The organism is Bacillus sp. Root131 (genome assembly GCF_001429475.1).
Classification (GTDB): domain Bacteria; phylum Bacillota; class Bacilli; order Bacillales; family Bacillaceae_G; genus Bacillus_A; species Bacillus_A thuringiensis_S.
In genome coordinates, this window is record NZ_LMJQ01000043.1 from 142,307 (window position 1) to 162,205 (window position 19,899).

The following is a 19,899-nucleotide window of genomic DNA, read 5'->3' on the forward strand; positions in this document are numbered from 1 at the left end:
AATTAAATATGGGGCCTACGCAAGAGACTTATACAATTGTACGTTATCAATCTGGTACATTTTCAAAACAACTTGATGAGATTGTCACAGAATCTCCTATTACTATTAAATTGAATGGTGAAGAATATGTAACAGTCGTATGCACACCAAATTATATTGAAGATATGGTAATTGGTTTTTTAATTTCTGAGGGGATTATTTCTTCCTATAAAGATGTTGAAGAACTATGGGTTCAAAAAGATAACGGAATTGTCCATGTAAAATCATCAAAAGTGAATCCGCTCTATCAAACTTTATATAATAAACGATACATCACTTCTTGCTGCGGAAAAGGTAGACAAGGTTTTATTTTCGTAAACGACGCAGCAAAAGCAAAAGACTTACATGATATACATGTAAAAATTACTCCTGAAGAATGCTTTCATTTAATGAATACCTTGCAACAATCTTCTACTACATTTCGCCAAACTGGCGGTGTTCACAATACCGCGCTATGTGATCGAAACAATATCCTCCTATCAAGAATGGATATTGGAAGACATAATGCATTAGATAAAATATATGGTCATTGTTTGCGTAACGATATATCCATTAAAGGAAAAATCATCGCATTTAGCGGACGTATTTCATCCGAAATTTTACTCAAAGTTTCAAAAATCGGATGTGAAATTGTTCTATCTAAATCCGCTCCAACAAAACTGGCATTGCAACTTGCCCATGATTTAGGCATTACAGTCGTAGGGTTTATTAGAAATGAATCTTGTAATATTTACACACATCCAAAACGAATTGATGGCTATCAATCCAATGTTTAAAAAATAAATCCTCAATCGAGGATTTATTTTAGTTATAAAAATGTAACATATTAAACACTTGAATAGTTAACAAAGTTAATATATAATTTCATTACATAATTAAAACAAAACATTGTAGCATATATCTTTTCATTCTTTTACAAATTAAAAGAGAATACTAACAAAACATATACTCAATCTTATAAAAGTAATGGATTTATTTGAAATCCACCAGGGAGGTTACAACTATGGAAATTCGCTTATTAACAACAGAGGACGCAGAAATATATTTAAAAGTTTGTATGGAAGGTTTAACGAAAAATCCGGAAGCTTTTAGCTCTTCTTATGAAGATGTTTTGAAACATGAGGATCCTGTAGCTGCTATGGCTAAACGATTAAGCAATCCGGATAAGTATACTCTAGGTGTCTTCAAAGATAATGATTTAATTGGTATCGCTACTTTAGAAACAAAACCATTTATTAAACAAGAACATAAAGCAAAAATTGGCTCCGTTTTTGTTTCTCCAAAAGCACGTGGTCTCGGAGCAGGACGAGCTCTCATTAAAGCCATTATTGAAAACGCCGATAAATTACATGTAGAACAACTTATGCTCGATGTTGTAGTTGGTAACGCTGGTGCCAAAAAATTATATGAATCATTAGGTTTCCAAACTTACGGCGTACAAGAACGTTCATTAAAACATAACGGTCAATATTGGGACGAGGAACATATGGTTCTGTTCTTAAATGATTAATACTTCAATATAAAGTGAAACTTTACTCAGTGGGGGATTTTTCCATCCCCCACTGAGTATTAGCTGAACCAATCGGGCTTTTACGGGGTAGTTTTCCAAAAACATCTTTCTTAATAAGAAAGATGTTTTTTTGCATTACAACAATGTAATCTTCATGTCACCTTTATCGATCGTACCAATCCTTACCATTCATTATACTAAAAATATAAAGTGAAACTTTAATTAGTAAAGCACCAATCACAAAATGAACGTATAGCATTCAATTGATATGTAGAGGAGAATGTGACATAAAACAAAACAAACGAGCTGTTCTTTTAATATTTACTACAGCAATTGTAACTTCTGGTTTAGCAATTTTACCTTGGTTTATCATATAGGAATACTCCCCTAATAATGAAAAAAGCTGATTGCTTCTTAAGAAGCAATCAGCTTTTTTATTTTATAAAATCCCTAAAATTTTATTTACGCAACTTATAATAATAACCATAGATACGGCAACACACATGACAACCGTATTACGATCTTGCTTTTCTTTTTTTGAAATTTCTTCTTTTGGATTCATGTGTATGATCTCCTTTTAAAAAAAGTGTGAGATAGGAAATTTTTCTTATCCGATGCGAGGTGAATACGAAAACCCTCTCTATCTCACATACACAATAGAATGGAATTGTCATTTTATAAATAAAATGACATGACGTTATGTCGCAACATAGGGTATTTTGTGTCGCTACGTTTTCTATTATAAAAAATAGTTGTGCAAAACTAGTGCATTTTTTATGTCAATTACTCTGAGCGAAAAAATCAGCCCTCCATTCAATCACATAAAAAGAGTTTTTATCCTTTTCGGCAAGAAGACTCCATCTGATTTGTGTTACGGGTGAAACCCAACAATTCAGGTGGAGATGAATTGCCGTCAGTCAATAAGGCTGAACTTTTTTGTTTCTTTTTGTCTTACGATACAATCTACTCTTAGATAAGGAGGGTATAGATCGTAAAACAACGAAATTGAATAATGATAATCATTCGGTTACTTGAGCCAAAAGGAATTACGATGAAGACTATATTCACATTTTGTTCCGTTTCATTTCAAATATTATCTTAGGGAAGAAATAATTTTAATGAACTCTCTGAGAAAGGTGGTGAAAACAATGGTTAAAAAGAAAGCAGTGAAAGTATTACGCAAACAAAAGAAAAGAGAAAACATGCAACGATTCACGCAGAAACAAAATATCGGACGAGCTAGTCTGACTGCAAAAGAATTCCGCTTACTGCAACGCATGTCACATAGTTCAAAAGCATTGCGAAATGTTGGATTGTACACGATGAAACAAAGTTATTTGAACCATAATAAAATGGCTACTGTAAAAGAAGTAGATACCGCCATGCAAGCCGATATGAACTACTGGGGCGTGCAATCAAACTCTGTGCAGGCTATTCGTAGAGCCTTATATGCAGAAGTGAAGAGCTTTTTTAAGGCATTGGAAACGTGGAAGAAAAATCCTGAAGCATTCACAGGGCGTCCTAATTTTCCGAATTATTCTCATTCAACTGACAAACGAATCATTGAAATCTATCAAGTGCCAAAAGTGGATGATAACGGGTATTGGCTGATTCCGATGAGTGTTGCATTCAGAAAAAAATTCGGTTCCATTAAAATACGTATGCCGAAAAACTTAAGACATAAAAAAATCTCCTACATTGAGCTTGTACCGAAGCAAAAAGGTCGGTTCTTTGAGGTGCATTACACATATGAGATGCACGTTTCTCAAATGAAGAAAACATCCACGACTACGAATAACGCTTTGAGTTGCGATTTAGGTGTAGACAGATTAGTAAGTTGCGTAACCAATACAGGTGATACATTTTTAATTGATGGTAAAAAACTAAAAGCCATTAACCAATACTTCAATAAAATGATACGTAGTCTGCAACAGAAAAATGTTGAAAACGGAATTTCAAAACGAGTTGTAACGAACAAAATGGCTGCACTTTGGCATAAACGGGAAAGGCAAATAAATGGTTACATTTCACAAACTGTAGGCTTGTTGTTTAAAAAAGTGAAAGAATGTAGTGTAGATACGGTTGTAGTAGGTTATAACGCTGGTTGGAAACAAAAATCAGATATGGGAAAAAAGAATAATCAACAATTTGTTCAAATCCCGTTTCATAAACTGATTGCGGCAATTGAGAATAAATGTATAAAAGAAGGCATCCGGTTTTTCAAACAAGAAGAAAGCTATACTTCAAAAGCTAGTTTTCTTGATAAAGATCCGGTTCCAGTTTGGACTAAGGATGATAGGACACACTATCACTTTAGTGGCAAACGAATGACTCGTGGTCTGTACCAAAGTAAAGCAGGAACATGTATCCACGCTGATATTAATGGTGCGCTGAATACATTGCACAAATCAAAAGTGGTAGTATTGAAAGAGAATCTTAAAGTGAAAACGCCGATTCTATTAGAAGTGCAAAAACGTAAGGCTGTTGCTTCGCGCATAGCTTAGTGGGTGCGTCAACCATCCATATGTACTCGACTTGTCGGGGCTTGTAGCACACGCCAGATTCATCTGAGTGGTGGCTTCTTCCACAAGGGAGAATTGCTCTTTTTCGAAAGGGTGGTGCAAGTGGGAAAACAATCATTCGTTGCCAGTACCAACCAAAAACATACTTGGGGTGTTACCATAAGGTGGCATGAATGCTAGAGCGTCAAACTGTCTAGCGATGGACAAAAAGACCTAGCGTTCAAACTCAAGCCCCCACTGAAACGATTCATTTCAGTGGGGGTAGTTGACTATTTTCATGTAAACTATACAAGTAGAATGAACAGTTTGGGGTGCACAAGATTATGGTAAAAATTTTATTAGTAGACGATGAAGAACGTATGTTACGATTATTAGATCTGTTCTTAAGCCCTCGCGGCTATTTTTGTATGAAAGCTACCTCTGGCCTTGAAGCACTAAAATTAATCGAACAAAAAGAATTCGATATTATTTTATTAGATGTTATGATGCCAAGTATGGATGGATGGGATACTTGCTATCAAATTCGTCAAATTTCCAACGTTCCTATCATTATGTTAACAGCTCGCAACCAAAACTACGATATGGTGAAAGGCCTCACGATGGGCGCAGATGATTATATTACAAAACCATTTGATGAGCATGTATTAGTCGCACGAATCGAGGCTATATTACGCCGTACAAAGAAAGATGGCTTTGTTAGTTTCAATGGTATTGAGTGGGATAAAACGAAACATACTGTCACAGTTTATGATGAAAAAATCTCATTAACTCCTATCGAATTTTCGTTACTCGGACTATTTTTGCAAAATACAAACCGTGCTTATAGCCGAGATGATTTAATCGAAAAAATTTGGGGCTATGAAACAGATATCGAATATAGAACAATTGATTCACACATTCGTAATATCCGTGATAAACTACGCAAAAAAGGATTTCCAATTGAAGATTACCTAGAAACGGTCTATAAAGTCGGATATAAATGGAAAAGTGAATAATTACTTCGGTCAGTGGGAAATCGTATACCACTGACTCTTTATTATGAATAAGGTATGGTGAAAAAATGAGTAAACTTTCCCTTAAAATTGGGACATACTTTTTAATATTAGCTTTATGTATTGAAACAATTGCTTTCGTATCTTTTTATAAAAGCCTTTCAAAAATGCGTATTGTAGAGGAAACAGATGCTCTTTTAGAGAAAGGTAATCGCTATAGTAAAAAAATTAAAAGCCGCGAGAGACGGGATGAATATTATAAAGAAATGAAACACGCTGAACATAATAAAAATCCTAAACGTCCTGTGTATCCTGAGTTCGATATTACGAATGAGGCTGCACACTTAGTTGAATCGGAATCAATTTCTAACTCCGATATAGCTATCATTATTACTGACCATAACGGCAAAATTATTTCCACCTCAGAACCCGTAACAAAAGATATGCAAAAACAACTTACTTGTAAAACAGAAACTGTCCCAGACGGCGGATTGGTCGTTGAAAGAAACTGGAAAAAATCAAAGTTCATCACAACAGTAAGCCCACTTAACACAACAAAGTTTCAAGGAAAGCTATATATGCTATTAAAAACATCTTTCCTAGAAAATATGTTACTTAAACTCATGAACCAATTTCTTATCATTAGCGTTTTAACAATTATTTTAACAACAATTTCTGTCTTTGTTTTTTCACGCGTTATTACAGAACCACTTGTAAAAATGAAGAGAGCGACAGAAAAAATGTCAAAATTAAATAAACCAATTCAATTAGGTATTAAACGGAATGATGAACTCGGAAGTTTAGCAAAAACAATTGAAGATTTATCGAGTGAACTTACGTATATGAAAAAAGAGCGCAATGAATTTCTCGCTAGTGTCGCTCATGAACTATTAACTCCATTGACCTATATGAAGGGTTATGCAAAGGTAGCAAAGAGAGACTCTTTAACAAAAGAGGAGCGAGAAGAATACTTACAAATCATTGAGGATGAAACGGATAGTGTAACCGATCTCGTCCAAGATTTATTTATGCTTGTACAATTAGAACAACACCAATTTGTTATAAAAAAACAAAAAGTGCTTCTTCAGCCATTTTTAGAACGAATGGTTGAAAAAACAAAAACAACATTAACGAATAAGCAAATGCAACTTCATGTATATTGCAAAGATGATTTAGAAGTTTGTATAGACGAAAGACGTATGGAACAAGTTATGTTAAATTTATTACACAACGCTTATCAACATTCGCCAGAAAACACATCTATTACGATACGTGTACTCATGGAAACAGATTCTTTTACAATAAGTGTACAAGATGAAGGTGAAGGTATTCCTGAAGAAGATATCCCGCATATTTTTGACCGCTTTTATCGTGTCGATAAATCTAGAACACGAGCTACAGGCGGAAAAGGTATCGGGCTAGCTGTTGCAAAGGAAATTGTAGAATTGCATAACGGTTCTATTCTAGTAACAAGCCAATTAGGAGCGGGAACAAACTTTATAATCGAGCTACCTTTTGAATAATATGCGTGTGAAAACACCAGTAGTAGTAAACACTACTGGTGTTATTTTGTTCATAAAAACAGCTCATATAAGCTAAGCTTTTGAAATTATTCTTATTTCAATATAAAATAAAGGTACATTTGCAAAGATTTGGAGGGTGATATAATTGGATATCCATGTATTAACAAAAGACGAAGCAGAAATTTACTTAGAACTTCGCGTAGAAGGATTAAAGCAAAACCCTGAAGCATTCAGCTCTTCTTATGAAGATATTATTAATAAAGAGTGTGCGATTGAATATAAAGCACAAAAATTAGCACAAGATGAAAACTATACGCTAGGTGCATTTAAAGATGGAAAATTAATCGGGGTTGCAACACTGGAAACGAAACCATATGTAAAACAAGAACATAAAGCTAAAATCGGTTCTGTATATGTATCTCCAAAAGCACGTGGACTTGGAGCAGGAAAAGCACTTATTAAAGAATGTCTTGAGCTTGCTAAATCTTTAGAAGTAGAACAAGTTATGCTTGATGTTGTTGTTGGCAACGATGGAGCGAAAAAACTTTATGAATCATTAGGTTTTAAAACATTCGGTGTACAAGAACGTTCATTAAAATATAACGGACAATATTGGGACGAAGAGCATATGGTCTTATTCTTAGATGAAAATAAATAATAAAAAACATCCTCATGTTTGGAGGATGTTTTTTACTTTCTGGTAAACCATGCCGTGTGTAATAATTGAATCGCTTTCGCAATTTCTTCCTCTGATAATATCGCAAACCCAAGTAAAACTACACTCTCAGGCGCCGTACCGTCTTTATAGTACGTAGACACAGGATATATTTTGATACTATGTTTCGCAGCTTCTTGAATTAATTCTTCTTCCCGCATTCCGTTATGCACTTTTAATAAAATGTGTAATCCCGAATCTTCTCCTATCACTTCAACACGATTAGAGAAATACTTCTCTATTTCAAAAACAAGTCGATCTCTCTTCTTTCGGTAGACGACACGCATTTTATGAATATGTTTTTCCCAATAGCCTTCATTTAAAAATCTTCTAATCACTTCTTGGTCCATTCTTGAAACACTTTGTGTATAAAATAAATATTGCTGTTGATACTTTTTAATTAATTTCTTCGGCAACACCATATAGCTCATCCGTAGCGATGGCAATAATGCTTTAGATAGCGTCCCCATATAAATAACTTTCCCCTCTGTATCTAACCCTTGTAGCGCCGGTATAGGCTTTCCAGAATAGCGAAATTCACTATCATAATCATCTTCAATCATATACCTGCCCTCTTCTTTCTTTGCCCATTGTAAGAGCTGCATCCTTCTCGTAATAGGCATAATCATTCCATATGGAAACTGATGGGAAGGTGTAACAAATACAACATTCGCATTGCTATTTTCTAAATCTGCAATACAAATTCCATCTCTATCTAAAGATAACATTTGGACTCTTGCTTCTCCCTGTTCAAAAACAACCATCTTCCTATGATACCCTGGGTTTTCAACTGCATAATTGCTTCCCTTTAACAATTGAAACAATAGTTTCACTAATATTTGTGTTCCCGCTCCTAATACAATTTGACTAGCTGAACAACGCACACCTCTAGATTCATACAAATAATTCGTAATCTCTTCTCTTAAGCTCGCTTCCCCTTGAGGGTGTCCTAGAAAGAGAAGTTCGTTATTATGCGGCTGCCATACTTCATTTACAATTTTCCGATACATATTGAATGGAAAAGCATTTGTATCAATTCCTGTTTGTGTAAAGTCAAATTTATAACTCTTCTCCTGAAACGGTACTTCTTCTATTCTCTCTCCGCAATCCTCTACATGAACCATTTGCTCAATCTTGCATACAAAATAACATTTGCTCAATCTTGCATACAAAATAACATTTGCTCAATCTTGCATACAAAATAACATTTGCTCAATCTTGCATACAAAATAACCTTTTCTCGATATCGACTCAATATAACCTTCTGCAAGTAATTGTTCGTACGCTGCCTCTACTGTATTTTTACTTACTTGTAAATGTATCGCTAACTTTCGCTTAGCTGGTAATTTCGTAAAAGGTACAATCGATCCATCTTTAATTTCTTTTTTTATATACTCATACAATTGCACATATAATGCCTTTTTACTATTCACATTTAAATTAGGCGTTAATTCTAACATAATATCTGACCCCTTAATAAAACTAAAATCTGATACTTTTTACAGTACCAGAAGTTATATATAATTCCTTTTATCATGTCACACATAAAAAATCAAATACCGGAGAGGAGAAACATGATAATGAACAATGGTAGACGTATCGGACTTATTATGATTATTACAGGGGCTACATTATGGGGATTATCTGGTCCAATGATTCAATGGCTATTTCAGCATACTAATGTATCCTCAATTGATTTTTTAACAATTCGCTTGTTGCTTGCAGGAATATTTATTTTGTCTTTCTTACTTACAAAGAAACAAAACATATTTCAAATTTGGAAACACCCTAGATATTCTATACAACTTATTATTTTCTCTATTCTCGGCATGCTCGGTGCACAATACGCCTTTATCGAAACGGTTCATATTAGTAACGCGGTCACAGCAACGCTATTTCAATTTCTAGGTCCTGTTCTTATTACCATGTATGTTGCATTTGAACAAAGAAAATTCCCTGCTTCTATGCAACTATTCGCAATTATAACTGCGCTAACAGGGACATACTTCATTATTACAAATGGCTCAATTGAAAATGTTGTTTTATCTAAAGAAGCTATTATTTTTGGACTATTAACAGCAATCGGATTTGCATTTTATACCCTCCATCCAGCTTCGCTTATTAAAGCATGCGGAACAACCATAGTAATTGGCTGGGGGATGTTAATCGGCGGCATCGCCCTGCTTATTTGTAATAGTTCGTTTGGATGGAGTCAGCTTTCACAAACCTTTACACCAAAAACTTTTTCTATGCTTATTCTTATCATTATAAGCGGCACTCTTTCTTTCCTTCTTTATATCGGTAGTCTGAAATATTTAGCCGCAACAGAAACAAGCATTTTATCTAGCATTGAACCCCTTGTAGCTGCCATCGTTTCAATCACTTGGCTAAATGAATCTTTTGGAACATATCAATTATTAGGCGGCGTATGTATCGTTCTGTCCGTTATTTTTTTGACGATGCCTCAAAAAGAAACCGAACCAACCTATACAACCGAACAAATATAAGGTGAAACTTTAATCAGTGTGGGTTTGTTCATCCCCCCCACAGATTATTAACCTACACCAATCGGGCTTTTACGGGATAAAAAATGTCAAAAGAGGTCGTACAAAACTTACGACCTCTTTTTATAATTTAAAGGAATTGTCCCGCCTTCTAGCAAATACAATTACACTAACAATAAAAACTAGGAGTGTGGCACCATGAAAAAAATCGGAACTATGCTACTTCTCTCCTTCCTCATCACTGGATGCACACAAGCACAACCTGATTCAAAAGTACCTAAAACAGAAGCTGTCACAACATCATCCACTCAAGTGAACGCACCTTCCTTCTTTCACCTTAGTGTTTTAAAAGATGTAAATTGGGAAGAAGCACCCTCATTCATAGACGGAAAAATACCTTTAAAAGGCATCGAAAAAAAAATCGCAATGGCTGATAGTCCTATTATCGCAAATGAACAAAATGAAATAATGTGGTACTTTCTAGATTCTGAAATACCAACTGGAAAATTGTCTATTATTGCGCTAAAACAAGGATCTGTAACTCCAACACCAGTACTCTTTCAAAAAGAAACTTCCAAACAAACTTGGACTACTTCAAATACAATCGATTCTACTACAAGCGAACTCCCTCTCGCTATGTCACTACCTTCATCTGGATTATGGTTATTAAATATATATGTGAATGAAAAATATTATGATCAGTTTGTAATCACCGCTGAGTAAAGTGACAAAAATAAACCACTTTCTTACAACAATGTAATTTCTACGTCATGTACTTCGATAGTTGAATTATCTCTCTTCTCTTATACTTAAAGTAAGAAATGAAACGAGGAGAGATGAAAAAAATGATAGAAGTGATCGTAGCAGTAACTGAGGTTTTAGTAAATGGTAAACAAGTTGCAATGGAATTAAATAAATAGTGAAGAAACATAAATAATTCTACACTTCTTCATTATTTTGATTTCTTATCTCAAAAAAGCAGTGCCTTTTTAGGCACTGCTTTTAGCTATTAATAACTTGTTATTTTCGTAATTTGCGCCACGCCTGAATCAATAGCTGCTTTCGCTACTGCTTCTGCAACACTTGGAACAACTCTTTTATCTAATGGATTCGGGATTACATAATTCGCATTACGTTCTTCGTCCGTAATGATGTTAGCGATCCCATATGCTGCCGCTAATTTCATCTCTTCTGTAATATCAGTCGCGCGCACATCTAACGCACCGCGGAATATTCCGGGAAACGCCAATACATTATTTACTTGATTCGCATAATCCGAGCGCCCAGTTCCTACTACAGCTGCCCCAGCCTCTAATGCATCCTCAGGGAAGATTTCTGGAATTGGATTCGCCATTGCAAACACAATTGCTTTCTCATTCATCGTCTGTACAAGTTCTTTCGTTAATACGTTAGGAGCAGATACGCCAATAAAAATATCAGCTTGGTGAATCGCTTCTTTTAACGTTCCACGCACATGTTCACGATTTGTCTTTTTTGAAACTTCAATTTGCGCTTCGTTCATCCATGTTTCACCTTCACAAACAATACCTTCTAAGCTAACTAATGTAATGTACTTTGCACCAGCCTTTAATAATAATTTTCCAATTGCAATTCCTGCCGAACCCGCACCGTTAATAACGATTTTTACATTATCCATTTGTTTGCTAACAACTTTTAATGCATTAATAACAGCTGCTAAAACGACAATAGCTGTTCCATGTTGATCATCATGGAATATAGGAATATTCGTTTCTTCTTTTAATCGCTTTTCAATTTCAAAACAACGTGGTGCTGCAATATCTTCTAAATTAATCCCTGCAAATGTAGGCTCTAAATTTTTTACAAGGGTAACGATTTCATCTACATCCGTTGTGCCTAAACATAATGGGAAAGCATCTACATTCGCAAACTTCTTAAACAAAATACTTTTTCCTTCCATAACAGGCATAGCCGCTTTTGGTCCAATGTTTCCTAAACCAAGTACCGCTGTTCCATCTGAGACAACCGCCACCATATTACCACGTGCTGTATAGTCATACACCGTTTCTTCATCTGCCGCAATTGCTTTACAAGACTCCGCTACACCTGGTGTATACGTCAGGCTTAAATCATCCGCTGAATTTACCTCCACTTTACTTGTAATTTCAATTTTCCCTACTAACTCTTTATGCAATAACAATGATCTTTCATTAATTTGATTTGCTAACATACTTATAATCTCCCCTTAATTTGACAAGCTAGCTATATGAATATAGCTAGCTTGTTTAATCATGAAAACATCTTTAATAATATTGTCGCTGTTACAACCATTGCCGCTCCGCCTAAACGAGTAGAAATTTGCGCGAACGGCATTAATTCCATACGATTTGAAGCCGATAAAATAGCGACATCTCCAGTTCCACCTAAACCACTATGACATCCAGTTACAATCGCTGATTCAACTGGATACATTTTCATCACTTTCCCTACAAGAAAACCTGATGCTACCATTGTAAGAACAACCGATGCACACACAACAACATATCCTACTGAAAGAACTGCTGCTACGTCTTTTAACGGAATATATAGCAATCCTAATCCAACCATTAAAGGCCAAGTTAAATTTTTTGAAATAAATTTATATAAATGGAATGCTCCTTGCTCCATTTTCGCTGGCATTAATTTAAAGTATTTCACAAGTGCTGCTGAGAAAATCATAATGATTGCCCCAGGAATACCGATGAACTTAGAAGCAAATCCTCCGAAGATGAAGAACGTACACGCAATTAATAAACCTGCTCCCATTAATGAGAAGTCAATTGGCTTCTCTGTATTTTGTTCTTTTAATAATTCTGCTTGATTGTCCGTTTTCACTAATACACCGTTACCACTAAGCTCCGGTTTCTTCTCACCTAAACGCTTCATATACCCTGCACTTACAATTGCGAACATATTTCCAATAATAGCTGCTGGAATAAGCTGTGATACAAACGTTGCTGATGATTCATTTAAAATATCACTATAAGCTAGCGACAATGGTAAAATTCCTTCCCCGATACCACCACTCACAATTGGTACGATGATAAAGAAGAATGTCTGCTTCATTTCAAATCCAAATAGTGAACCGACCAATAATCCTACTGCTACAGAAGCTAACGTCCCTACTACTAAAGGAATAAACATACGAACGAAACCTTGTACTAACACTTTACGGTTCATTCCTAAAATACTTCCGACTACTAAACAAGAAATATATAGATATAAAAAGTTCGATTTTTTCATTAACATTGTCGCAGCTTCCATTGAAGCTGGATTCATCCAGTTAAAAAATACAAGTAATGATGGAATAAATAACGAAAGTATTGCTGGACCGCCGATATTTTTTAAAATTGGAATTCTCATCCCAATATCGCCTAAGAAAATCCCCATGATCATAATAACTGCAAATCCACCAATCATATCTGCTGGCAATTTATTATATACAGATGCCCCATAAATAATAGCAGCCAATACTACATATAACGGTAAAGGTATAACACCGATTTTTACATTCATAATTTTAGAAGCGAAAGATTCTCTTTGTACTTCATTTCCTTCAGAAAATGATACCGCTTCCACATTCTTTTGAATTCCCATATGGCACCCCCTCGTTTTCTTAATAACAATATTAAAACGCTTTCAATAGTAAAAATAGTTTTTGTAAGTTTTGTAATTGATTTTGTAATTAAAAAAAGTATAAGCGACTTATACTAAGTCGCTTATACGTAAAACTCTATTTTCTTTTGATCAACACATCTTAATTTACTTACAGGTCTTCCCACATGTTGGTACATCATTTCGTTTTCTAACACCCCAATGTCAGTCAAAAACATTACATATTTTCGAATAGAAACTCTTGAAATTCCAACTAATTGTGCCATTTCATCTGTTGTAAACACTCTTCCATTCAGCGACTCGATCTTCTGCCAAATTAATTGCAACGTTTGCTTCGTTAACCCTTTCGGAAGCTCTTTAGTGACAGTAGGCTCTCTTTTTTCTTTTTGTAAAATTAACGAATCTAATTCCGATTGACTAATTTTTTGTTGTTCTTTCATGAAAGTAAATTTTTCTCGATATATAGTTAATGCCTCTTTAAATCGTTCAAATGTAAATGGTTTAATTAAATAATCTACAACTCCATATTGTAATGCTTTTTTAATACTCCCCATATCATGTACAGCTGAAATCATCATTATATCGATTTCTTTTTCTTGGTTCCGGATATACATTAAAAGCTCAAACCCAGTCTCTTCAGGCATAAAAATATCAAGTAATACTAAATCCACTCGTGATGTCTCTAATACTTCTATCGCCGACTTTACTGAGTTAACTGCTTGAACAAGTTCAAACCCTCCTACTTGCTCTAAATAGTGCGTATTTAACATTGCTACCATCGGGTCATCTTCTACAATTAAAACTTTAATCATATTTGCCTCTCATCCCTACCTTTAGGTATTTCAATTGTTATCGTTGTTCCCTTTCCTACTAATGAATGCATATGAATTTCCCCATTTATTCGCTGTATACTTTCTTTTACAAGATACAAACCATAACCCCGGTTATCTCCCTTTGTGGAATAACCTTTCGTAAATAATTCCTCTATTTCTTTTTCTTGTATACCTTTTCCCGTATCTTGTACTGTAATAGTTAATATATCCCCATGTTGTATCTCAATTTCAACTTGCTTCTTTTCACAATTCGTCACTGCTTCTAATGCATTATCAATTAAATTTCCGACAATCGTAATAAGTTCATGAGTAATACTTTCATCATCTATTTCCGGCATATAAGAATCTTCACTTATAATTAATTTTATATTTTTCTCTCTAGCATAGCTGAGCTTACCTAGTAAAAAACCAGCAAATACTGGACTTTTTATTCTTTTCATAACTCCACCAATTTCATATTGATGCTCTGATACCATACCGCTTATATACTTCTGTAATTCTTCATACTGTTTCATATGTGTAAGCCCTAATACGACATGCATCTTATTCATAAACTCATGAGATTGTGCCCGTAATGCTTCTGCATATAGTCTAATACCAGTTAGTTCCTCTGCTAGTTTTCTAATCTCTGTTTTATCACGAAATGTTGCAATTGCACCCACTATTTCTCCTTTTACATATAAAGGAACTCGATTCGTCACAATCGTAATTCCATAAATATTTTGTTCTTCGTTTAATTGTACTTCTCCCGTTTGCAATACTTCTTTTATACGTGAATTTGGCATATACAACTCAACATCTTTACCGATAAAATTTTCTTCAAGTCCACTTTTTTTAAATAGACGTTTTGCTTCATTATTAATTAACGTTACTCTAGCCTCTTTATCTACAGCAATGATCCCCTCCTTTACAGATTGTAGCATCGTATTTCTTTCTTCAAGAATTTTTGCTATCCTGTGCGGCTCAAGACCGAATAAACTTTTCTTGATATGTCTAGCTAGCAATATTGCTCCTATAATTCCGACTAATACTCCAACTCCGACACCAATATAAATGATATGTCTACTTTCCTTAACTCTCTCTTTTACATTATCTGCTGAAATACCAACGGCCACTGCTCCAAGTTGTTCACCTGTTTCAGAAAATATTGGTACAAACACTCGCATGGAAATACCTAAAGTTCCTTCTGCTAACGATACATGTTCTTTTCCTTTCAATGCAGGCCCTTCGTCCCCACCAATGAAATGACGACCTATTTTTTGAGGATCTGGATGAGATTTTCTTATTCCATCCATGTCCATAACTACAATAAATTGAACACCTGTGTTTTTTAATATCCTATTTGTATACGTTTGGATTGCAGGAGTATCCGCTTTCCCAACCAAGCCATTGATTACAATTGAATCATTCGCCACAATGTGTGCAATTGTTTTTGCTTTCTCTGCTTGGCTATCCTCCGTCGCCCGTTCTACATTATGACTAATTAATATATCTGTCACAAGTAAAGAAAAAATTACAACTGTACAAACTAACAATGTAATCGTTTTCCACAAATTCCATAGTCTTTTTCTTTTTTTCATCCCGTTAATGACTCCCCTAATTGCTGAATAGAAAAATAAGTAAGGTGATATTATTTTCACCTTACTTATCTGCTGTTATTATACTTTAAATTTACTAGTCATCGCTTGTAGTTCTTCGGCCATCCCAGCTAAGTTTTGCGAAGCTGAACTAATTTCCTCCATTGAATTAACCTGTTCTTCTGTTGAAGCTGCAACACTTTGCATACTAGCTGTATTTTCTTCTGCAGCCGCTGCAATTTCATCAATAGCATTTGTCACTTCATTTGCATCTCCAGCAATTCTCTTCGTTGTTTCTACCATTTGATTAACTTGAGAAACAATATGTGTAGTAGAACTTAAAATTTCCGTAAAACTTACTTTCGTTTTTGTTACAACATCAAGGCCTTGTTGAACTTCTCCATTCACATTATCCATTGCCTTAACAGTATGTTCAATATCCGCCTTAATTTCTGCAATTAAATTTGCAATCTCTCCAGATGACTCTCCTGATTGCTCTGCTAATTTTCTAACCTCATCTGCTACAATAGCAAATCCTCGACCCTGTTCACCTGCTCTTGCTGCTTCAATAGCCGCATTTAAAGCTAATAAGTTCGTTTGAGTAGCTATGTTTTGAATTGCTTCAGAAATAGCTCCTACTTGCTTTGATTTCTCATCAAGAAGTTTAATAATAGCATCTGACTCGGATACCGACCTAGAAATAGACTGCATTTGTTTTGCAGTTTGTTCAACTAAATCTTCTCCCTCTTCAGCTCTTTCTCTCGCATGTAATGAGGAAATAGAAATTGACTCTGCGCTTCCGGTTACATCTTGAATTGCTGTATTTACTTGTTGTAATGTAGCCGCACCTTCTTCAACACCTTGACTTTGTGATTCAGCCCCACCTGATACTTGTTCCATTGCAATTGTAATTTGATCTGTCGCATCATTTGCTTGCTGTACGCTCGCTGTTAACTCCTCAGCCGATGCCGCGACATGTTCTGCTGAAAAGCTAATTTGGGTAATAACATCTTGTAAAGACGTAGACATTTCATTAAATGAAGTCCCTAATTTCCCTATGTCATCCTTAGAATGGATTGTAATTTTCTCTGTTAAATCTCCCTTACTAATTTTATATGCTGATTCAGCTATTTTTCGTAATGGCCCTGTAATAGACCTTGTAATGAAATAAATTAATACACTACCAAATGCAATAGCGATAGCAATTAAAGTCTTATAAAACACTGGACTGGCAGCTTGGGTAATTTCTTCATCGAACATAACTCCAACTACTTTCCAGCCGGTTTTTTCATTTGTTGCAAAGATTAAATTCTTTTTATCATCTTGTTCTGTATAAGACACATTTCCTTGTTTATCTTCATAAATTGGTTTAACCCAAGGATCAGTAACTTTCGCACCTGGTTTTCTAGATGGATGACTAACAATTTGCTTATTTTGATCTAAAATAACTGCATAACCTTTTTCACCAATGTTAATCATTTTGGAAATTTTTAAGATGTTATCTAAATTTAAGTTAATTCCTATAACACCTTTACCATCTTTTACTTCTTTCGCAATGGTCACTACCATATTTTTTGTAGATGCTGATTGATATGGTGCAGTAACAATTACTTTCCCTTTATTTTCATGTGCTTCTTTATACCAAGATCTATCTGTTGGATTATACCCATCAGCCATTTGGATAAATGGTTCTCTTATAAACTTTCCCGTCTGCGTTCCAATATAAATACCTTCTACTTCTGGATGAAGCTTTATATATTGTGCTAACTTCGTTCTCACTATCTCTTCTTGTCCATTTGGATATGTATCCTCTGTTAAGATGTCTGCAAAATACGTCGCATCAACAAATTTCTCTTCTATATTTTGAGAAATAACAGTATTTAAAACTGAAATATTCTCCTTTGCTTTATCTGTCATTTGATGTTCAAAATTTGTTTTGGCAGTTTGATATGAAACACCACCGATAATAATTCCTGGTATAGTTAAAATAATAAAAAATGAAATGATTAATTTTTTCTTGATACTCATACATTTAACCCAGTTAAATATTTTTTGCATAATAAGCCTCCTTTATGTAATGTGGATACTTGTGTCATTTTATACAATTAACATACATAAAACAATATATAATGATAACATGTAAATTTTTCGTCAATTATGCATTTTTCCATATTCACTCCTTAATAAGGATTTTAATCATAAAAATAAGAGAACTTTAGCATTATATATACTAAAGTTCTCTTATTTTTCAACAGCTTCTACTCTAAAAAATTTCTCTTATAATCTTCAATCTCTATCCTTCGCCTTATAGTCATCTTACTAAAACTCTTCATCCTAATTTATTTGGAGCTCTTTACATAACTAATTGCCTGACTCCCCATTTGCACCCATGCCTGTTCAAAGCTTTCTCTCGGTACTTTTACATCTAAGCTATCCTCAAGTGGATCTCGAATATATACAGATTCCTGATCATACCCAATAAGTACAATACAATGTTCATTATACGTAATAGAAACATCTCCACTATTTGTTTCCCATGTAGTAAATTCATCTTCATCTAATGGTGCAAATGTTGCATTCGTAATCATGACTACCGGTTTCCCTGCTTTTACACTCTTATAAATCTCTTCTATATTCTTCCCAGTTAAGTCTACAGCTTTATTAGGTAAATATTTTTCTGCTAACTGAAAAAGTGGCCCATGATATACACCATATCCTGATTCAGAGAATGTATAAATATTACCTACAAATCCTTCATTCGGATTCCCGCGCACACCATCGTCTATAAAATCAACTTTTTTTATTTCATTTGCTAATGTCATCTTATCCACTGAAACACCAGCGTATTGTAACATCATTGCTAAACTTGTCACTTCACAGCCTCTATCCAATTCTGGTAACTGCTGAATTAATGGAACATTTGATAAGATGACTTTTTCATCGTTATTACTAAACTCCGTTTCTTTTCCTCTTTGTATATTTGAGAATGTAAACTTCTCTACATACTTTGGAATTCCATTTGTATATACACTCCATATTGCTGCACCTAGTAAAGCTGTACATATATACCACTTCAATTTTCTTATCACTTTCACGCCCTTATTAATTCGTTAAATAAGAATAAAATGCGTCAGCATCCGTTCTAATCATCGGTACAAAATTTAGTTCTTTTCCTTTTTCAGGCTGATCTTTTTTTATCTTTTCCGCTAACTCTTGAATATTCATATTCATTTTATCCATATTAAGCTCATCTGCCATTTGTAGCACCTTTTGTTCATTAATTTCTTTTAATATTTGATATATATCTTTACCGTACAAATCAATATGATATTTTTTTGCTTCTTCCTGTACTTTTTGTTCGTACACTTGTTGTGCTAACTCTTCAATTTCTTTTCCTTTTTGAGAAATGTCTAACTTTCCTGCTTCTTCTCTTACTTTCGTTCCGTAGATTTCTTCCGCGATGTCTTCAATTTCTTTTCCATCTGTAGAAATGCCTAATTTATCTGCTTCATCTTTAATTTTGATCGTATTAATTTGAGTAATTAAATCTACAATTGATGTATTCTCTATAGATATACCTAGCTTTAACGCTTCTTGCTTTACTTTTGTTTCATAGATTTCTTCTGACAGCGTCCCAACATCTTTTCCTTCAATCGAAATACCTAACTGCTCTGCTTCCCTTCCTACTTCTGTTTCATGAATTTCTTTTTCTAATGTAATTTGTTCTTTTCCTTCCGTTTCAATACCTAGTTCCTCTGCTTTTTCTTCTGTATGCACTGCATGTATCTTACCATTGTTCAATTGTTCTTTACTGCGCTGCGTGTAATCTGTCTTTCCTTTTTGTGTTTCAGAAGGAGAGGCACCCCCTAATATGCTTAAACTCATTACTCCAATAGTGAATACCGTCATCATTTTCTTTTTCAAAATTAATTCCTCCCTCTTACACTTTCTTTTTCAGCATTCCCATAATTTTTTTAATACTATACATACATCTCATCGCTGCTTGAGATAACATTATGATTGATAAAATCCACTCACATACACCTAGTCT

General features: G+C 34.5%; 16 protein-coding genes and 1 pseudogene. 8 read left to right on the top strand and 9 right to left on the bottom strand.

All coding sequences use genetic code 11. From position 1 onward, the window contains the following. Positions 1-8 precede the first annotated feature (8 nt). Both fdhD and ASE54_RS31290 read left to right on the top strand, forming a co-directional pair. Positions 9-815 (top strand): formate dehydrogenase accessory sulfurtransferase FdhD, encoded by an 807-nt coding sequence (fdhD, locus tag ASE54_RS31285; RefSeq protein ID WP_000529230.1) that lies wholly within the window; start codon positions 9-11, stop codon positions 813-815. Between the two features lie 227 nt (positions 816-1,042). After that, complete coding sequence (locus ASE54_RS31290; protein ID WP_000405874.1) at positions 1,043-1,549, top strand: GNAT family N-acetyltransferase; 507 nt, start codon at positions 1,043-1,045, stop codon at positions 1,547-1,549. Between the two features lie 439 nt (positions 1,550-1,988). Here the strand turns inward: ASE54_RS31290 and ASE54_RS37470 are convergent, their stop codons facing one another. Beyond that, the gene (locus ASE54_RS37470) at positions 1,989-2,111 is read right to left on the bottom strand and encodes a hypothetical protein (RefSeq protein WP_001068392.1); all 123 of its coding nucleotides are present in this window, start codon (positions 2,109-2,111) and stop codon (positions 1,989-1,991) included. Between the two features lie 586 nt (positions 2,112-2,697). Here ASE54_RS37470 and ASE54_RS31295 point away from each other — a divergent pair. From ASE54_RS31295 to ASE54_RS31310, 4 genes are all read left to right on the top strand, one after another. Continuing rightward, positions 2,698-4,053, top strand: a complete 1,356-nt coding sequence (locus ASE54_RS31295) for an RNA-guided endonuclease TnpB family protein (RefSeq protein ID WP_000239359.1) — start codon at positions 2,698-2,700, stop codon at positions 4,051-4,053. A gap of 341 nt (positions 4,054-4,394) precedes the next feature. Further along, entirely contained in the window at positions 4,395-5,066 is a 672-nt protein-coding gene (locus tag ASE54_RS31300; RefSeq protein ID WP_000238957.1) for a response regulator transcription factor, read from the top strand. Between the two features lie 65 nt (positions 5,067-5,131). Next, positions 5,132-6,586, top strand: coding sequence for a HAMP domain-containing sensor histidine kinase (locus ASE54_RS31305; RefSeq protein WP_000041024.1), 1,455 nt, complete (start codon positions 5,132-5,134; stop codon positions 6,584-6,586). Positions 6,587-6,731: 145 nt separating this feature from the next. Next, a complete protein-coding gene (locus ASE54_RS31310; RefSeq protein WP_000351212.1) occupies positions 6,732-7,244 on the top strand; it encodes a GNAT family N-acetyltransferase in 513 nt (170 codons plus the stop codon). Between the two features lie 32 nt (positions 7,245-7,276). Here ASE54_RS31310 and ASE54_RS31315 read toward each other — a convergent pair. Next, positions 7,277-8,761: pseudogene (locus ASE54_RS31315) on the bottom strand (PLP-dependent aminotransferase family protein). 120 nt (positions 8,762-8,881) lie between these two features. On the opposite strand from ASE54_RS31315, the gene ASE54_RS31325 reads away from it, so the two are divergent. Together ASE54_RS31325 and ASE54_RS31330 are read left to right on the top strand one after the other, a co-directional pair. Then, the gene (locus tag ASE54_RS31325) at positions 8,882-9,808 is read left to right on the top strand and encodes a DMT family transporter (protein ID WP_001059061.1); all 927 of its coding nucleotides are present in this window, start codon (positions 8,882-8,884) and stop codon (positions 9,806-9,808) included. A gap of 195 nt (positions 9,809-10,003) precedes the next feature. After that, positions 10,004-10,528 carry a DUF4871 domain-containing protein gene (locus tag ASE54_RS31330; RefSeq protein ID WP_000719685.1) on the top strand — a complete coding sequence of 175 codons (525 nt, stop codon included), beginning with the start codon at positions 10,004-10,006 and terminating at the stop codon, positions 10,526-10,528. A gap of 286 nt (positions 10,529-10,814) precedes the next feature. On the opposite strand, the gene ASE54_RS31335 is transcribed toward ASE54_RS31330, so the two are convergent. The 7 genes from ASE54_RS31335 to ASE54_RS31365 all read right to left on the bottom strand — a co-directional run bounded on the left by ASE54_RS31335 (position 10,815) and on the right by ASE54_RS31365 (position 19,772). Continuing rightward, on the bottom strand, positions 10,815-12,014 hold the full coding sequence (locus tag ASE54_RS31335) for a malic enzyme-like NAD(P)-binding protein (RefSeq protein WP_000880775.1): 1,200 nt from the start codon (positions 12,012-12,014) through the stop codon (positions 10,815-10,817). A 59-nt stretch (positions 12,015-12,073) separates the two neighbouring features. Then, entirely contained in the window at positions 12,074-13,420 is a 1,347-nt protein-coding gene (locus ASE54_RS31340; RefSeq protein WP_000512725.1) for a 2-hydroxycarboxylate transporter family protein, read from the bottom strand. A gap of 122 nt (positions 13,421-13,542) precedes the next feature. Then, positions 13,543-14,250: a response regulator gene (locus ASE54_RS31345; RefSeq protein WP_000598691.1), complete on the bottom strand. Its 708-nt coding sequence runs from the start codon at positions 14,248-14,250 to the stop codon at positions 13,543-13,545. Next, positions 14,247-15,851: a sensor histidine kinase gene (locus ASE54_RS31350; protein ID WP_000746398.1), complete on the bottom strand. Its 1,605-nt coding sequence runs from the start codon at positions 15,849-15,851 to the stop codon at positions 14,247-14,249. The genes ASE54_RS31345 and ASE54_RS31350 overlap by 4 nt, the downstream gene beginning before the upstream one ends. Positions 15,852-15,929: 78 nt before the next feature. Beyond that, positions 15,930-17,906 carry a methyl-accepting chemotaxis protein gene (locus ASE54_RS31355; RefSeq protein ID WP_001169181.1) on the bottom strand — a complete coding sequence of 659 codons (1,977 nt, stop codon included), beginning with the start codon at positions 17,904-17,906 and terminating at the stop codon, positions 15,930-15,932. Between the two features lie 281 nt (positions 17,907-18,187). After that, positions 18,188-18,943, bottom strand: coding sequence for a C39 family peptidase (locus tag ASE54_RS31360; RefSeq protein WP_003255893.1), 756 nt, complete (start codon positions 18,941-18,943; stop codon positions 18,188-18,190). A 7-nt stretch (positions 18,944-18,950) separates the two neighbouring features. Further along, entirely contained in the window at positions 18,951-19,772 is an 822-nt protein-coding gene (locus ASE54_RS31365; protein WP_000728582.1) for a hypothetical protein, read from the bottom strand. Positions 19,773-19,899 lie beyond the last annotated feature (127 nt).

Bases quoted from the DNA above. Each gene is read 5' to 3' on its own strand.
- fdhD (WP_000529230.1), top strand. From the start codon at position 9: ATGGGGCCTACGCAAGAGACTTATACAATTGTACGTTATCAATCTGGT.
- ASE54_RS31290 (WP_000405874.1), top strand. From the start codon at position 1,043: ATGGAAATTCGCTTATTAACAACAGAGGACGCAGAAATATATTTAAAA.
- ASE54_RS37470 (WP_001068392.1), bottom strand. From the start codon at position 2,111: ATGAATCCAAAAGAAGAAATTTCAAAAAAAGAAAAGCAAGATCGTAAT.
- ASE54_RS31295 (WP_000239359.1), top strand. From the start codon at position 2,698: ATGGTTAAAAAGAAAGCAGTGAAAGTATTACGCAAACAAAAGAAAAGA.
- ASE54_RS31300 (WP_000238957.1), top strand. From the start codon at position 4,395: ATGGTAAAAATTTTATTAGTAGACGATGAAGAACGTATGTTACGATTA.
- ASE54_RS31305 (WP_000041024.1), top strand. From the start codon at position 5,132: ATGAGTAAACTTTCCCTTAAAATTGGGACATACTTTTTAATATTAGCT.
- ASE54_RS31325 (WP_001059061.1), top strand. From the start codon at position 8,882: ATGAACAATGGTAGACGTATCGGACTTATTATGATTATTACAGGGGCT.
- ASE54_RS31330 (WP_000719685.1), top strand. From the start codon at position 10,004: ATGAAAAAAATCGGAACTATGCTACTTCTCTCCTTCCTCATCACTGGA.
- ASE54_RS31335 (WP_000880775.1), bottom strand. From the start codon at position 12,014: ATGTTAGCAAATCAAATTAATGAAAGATCATTGTTATTGCATAAAGAG.
- ASE54_RS31340 (WP_000512725.1), bottom strand. From the start codon at position 13,420: ATGGGAATTCAAAAGAATGTGGAAGCGGTATCATTTTCTGAAGGAAAT.
- ASE54_RS31345 (WP_000598691.1), bottom strand. From the start codon at position 14,250: ATGATTAAAGTTTTAATTGTAGAAGATGACCCGATGGTAGCAATGTTA.
- ASE54_RS31350 (WP_000746398.1), bottom strand. From the start codon at position 15,851: ATGAAAAAAAGAAAAAGACTATGGAATTTGTGGAAAACGATTACATTG.
- ASE54_RS31355 (WP_001169181.1), bottom strand. From the start codon at position 17,906: ATGCAAAAAATATTTAACTGGGTTAAATGTATGAGTATCAAGAAAAAA.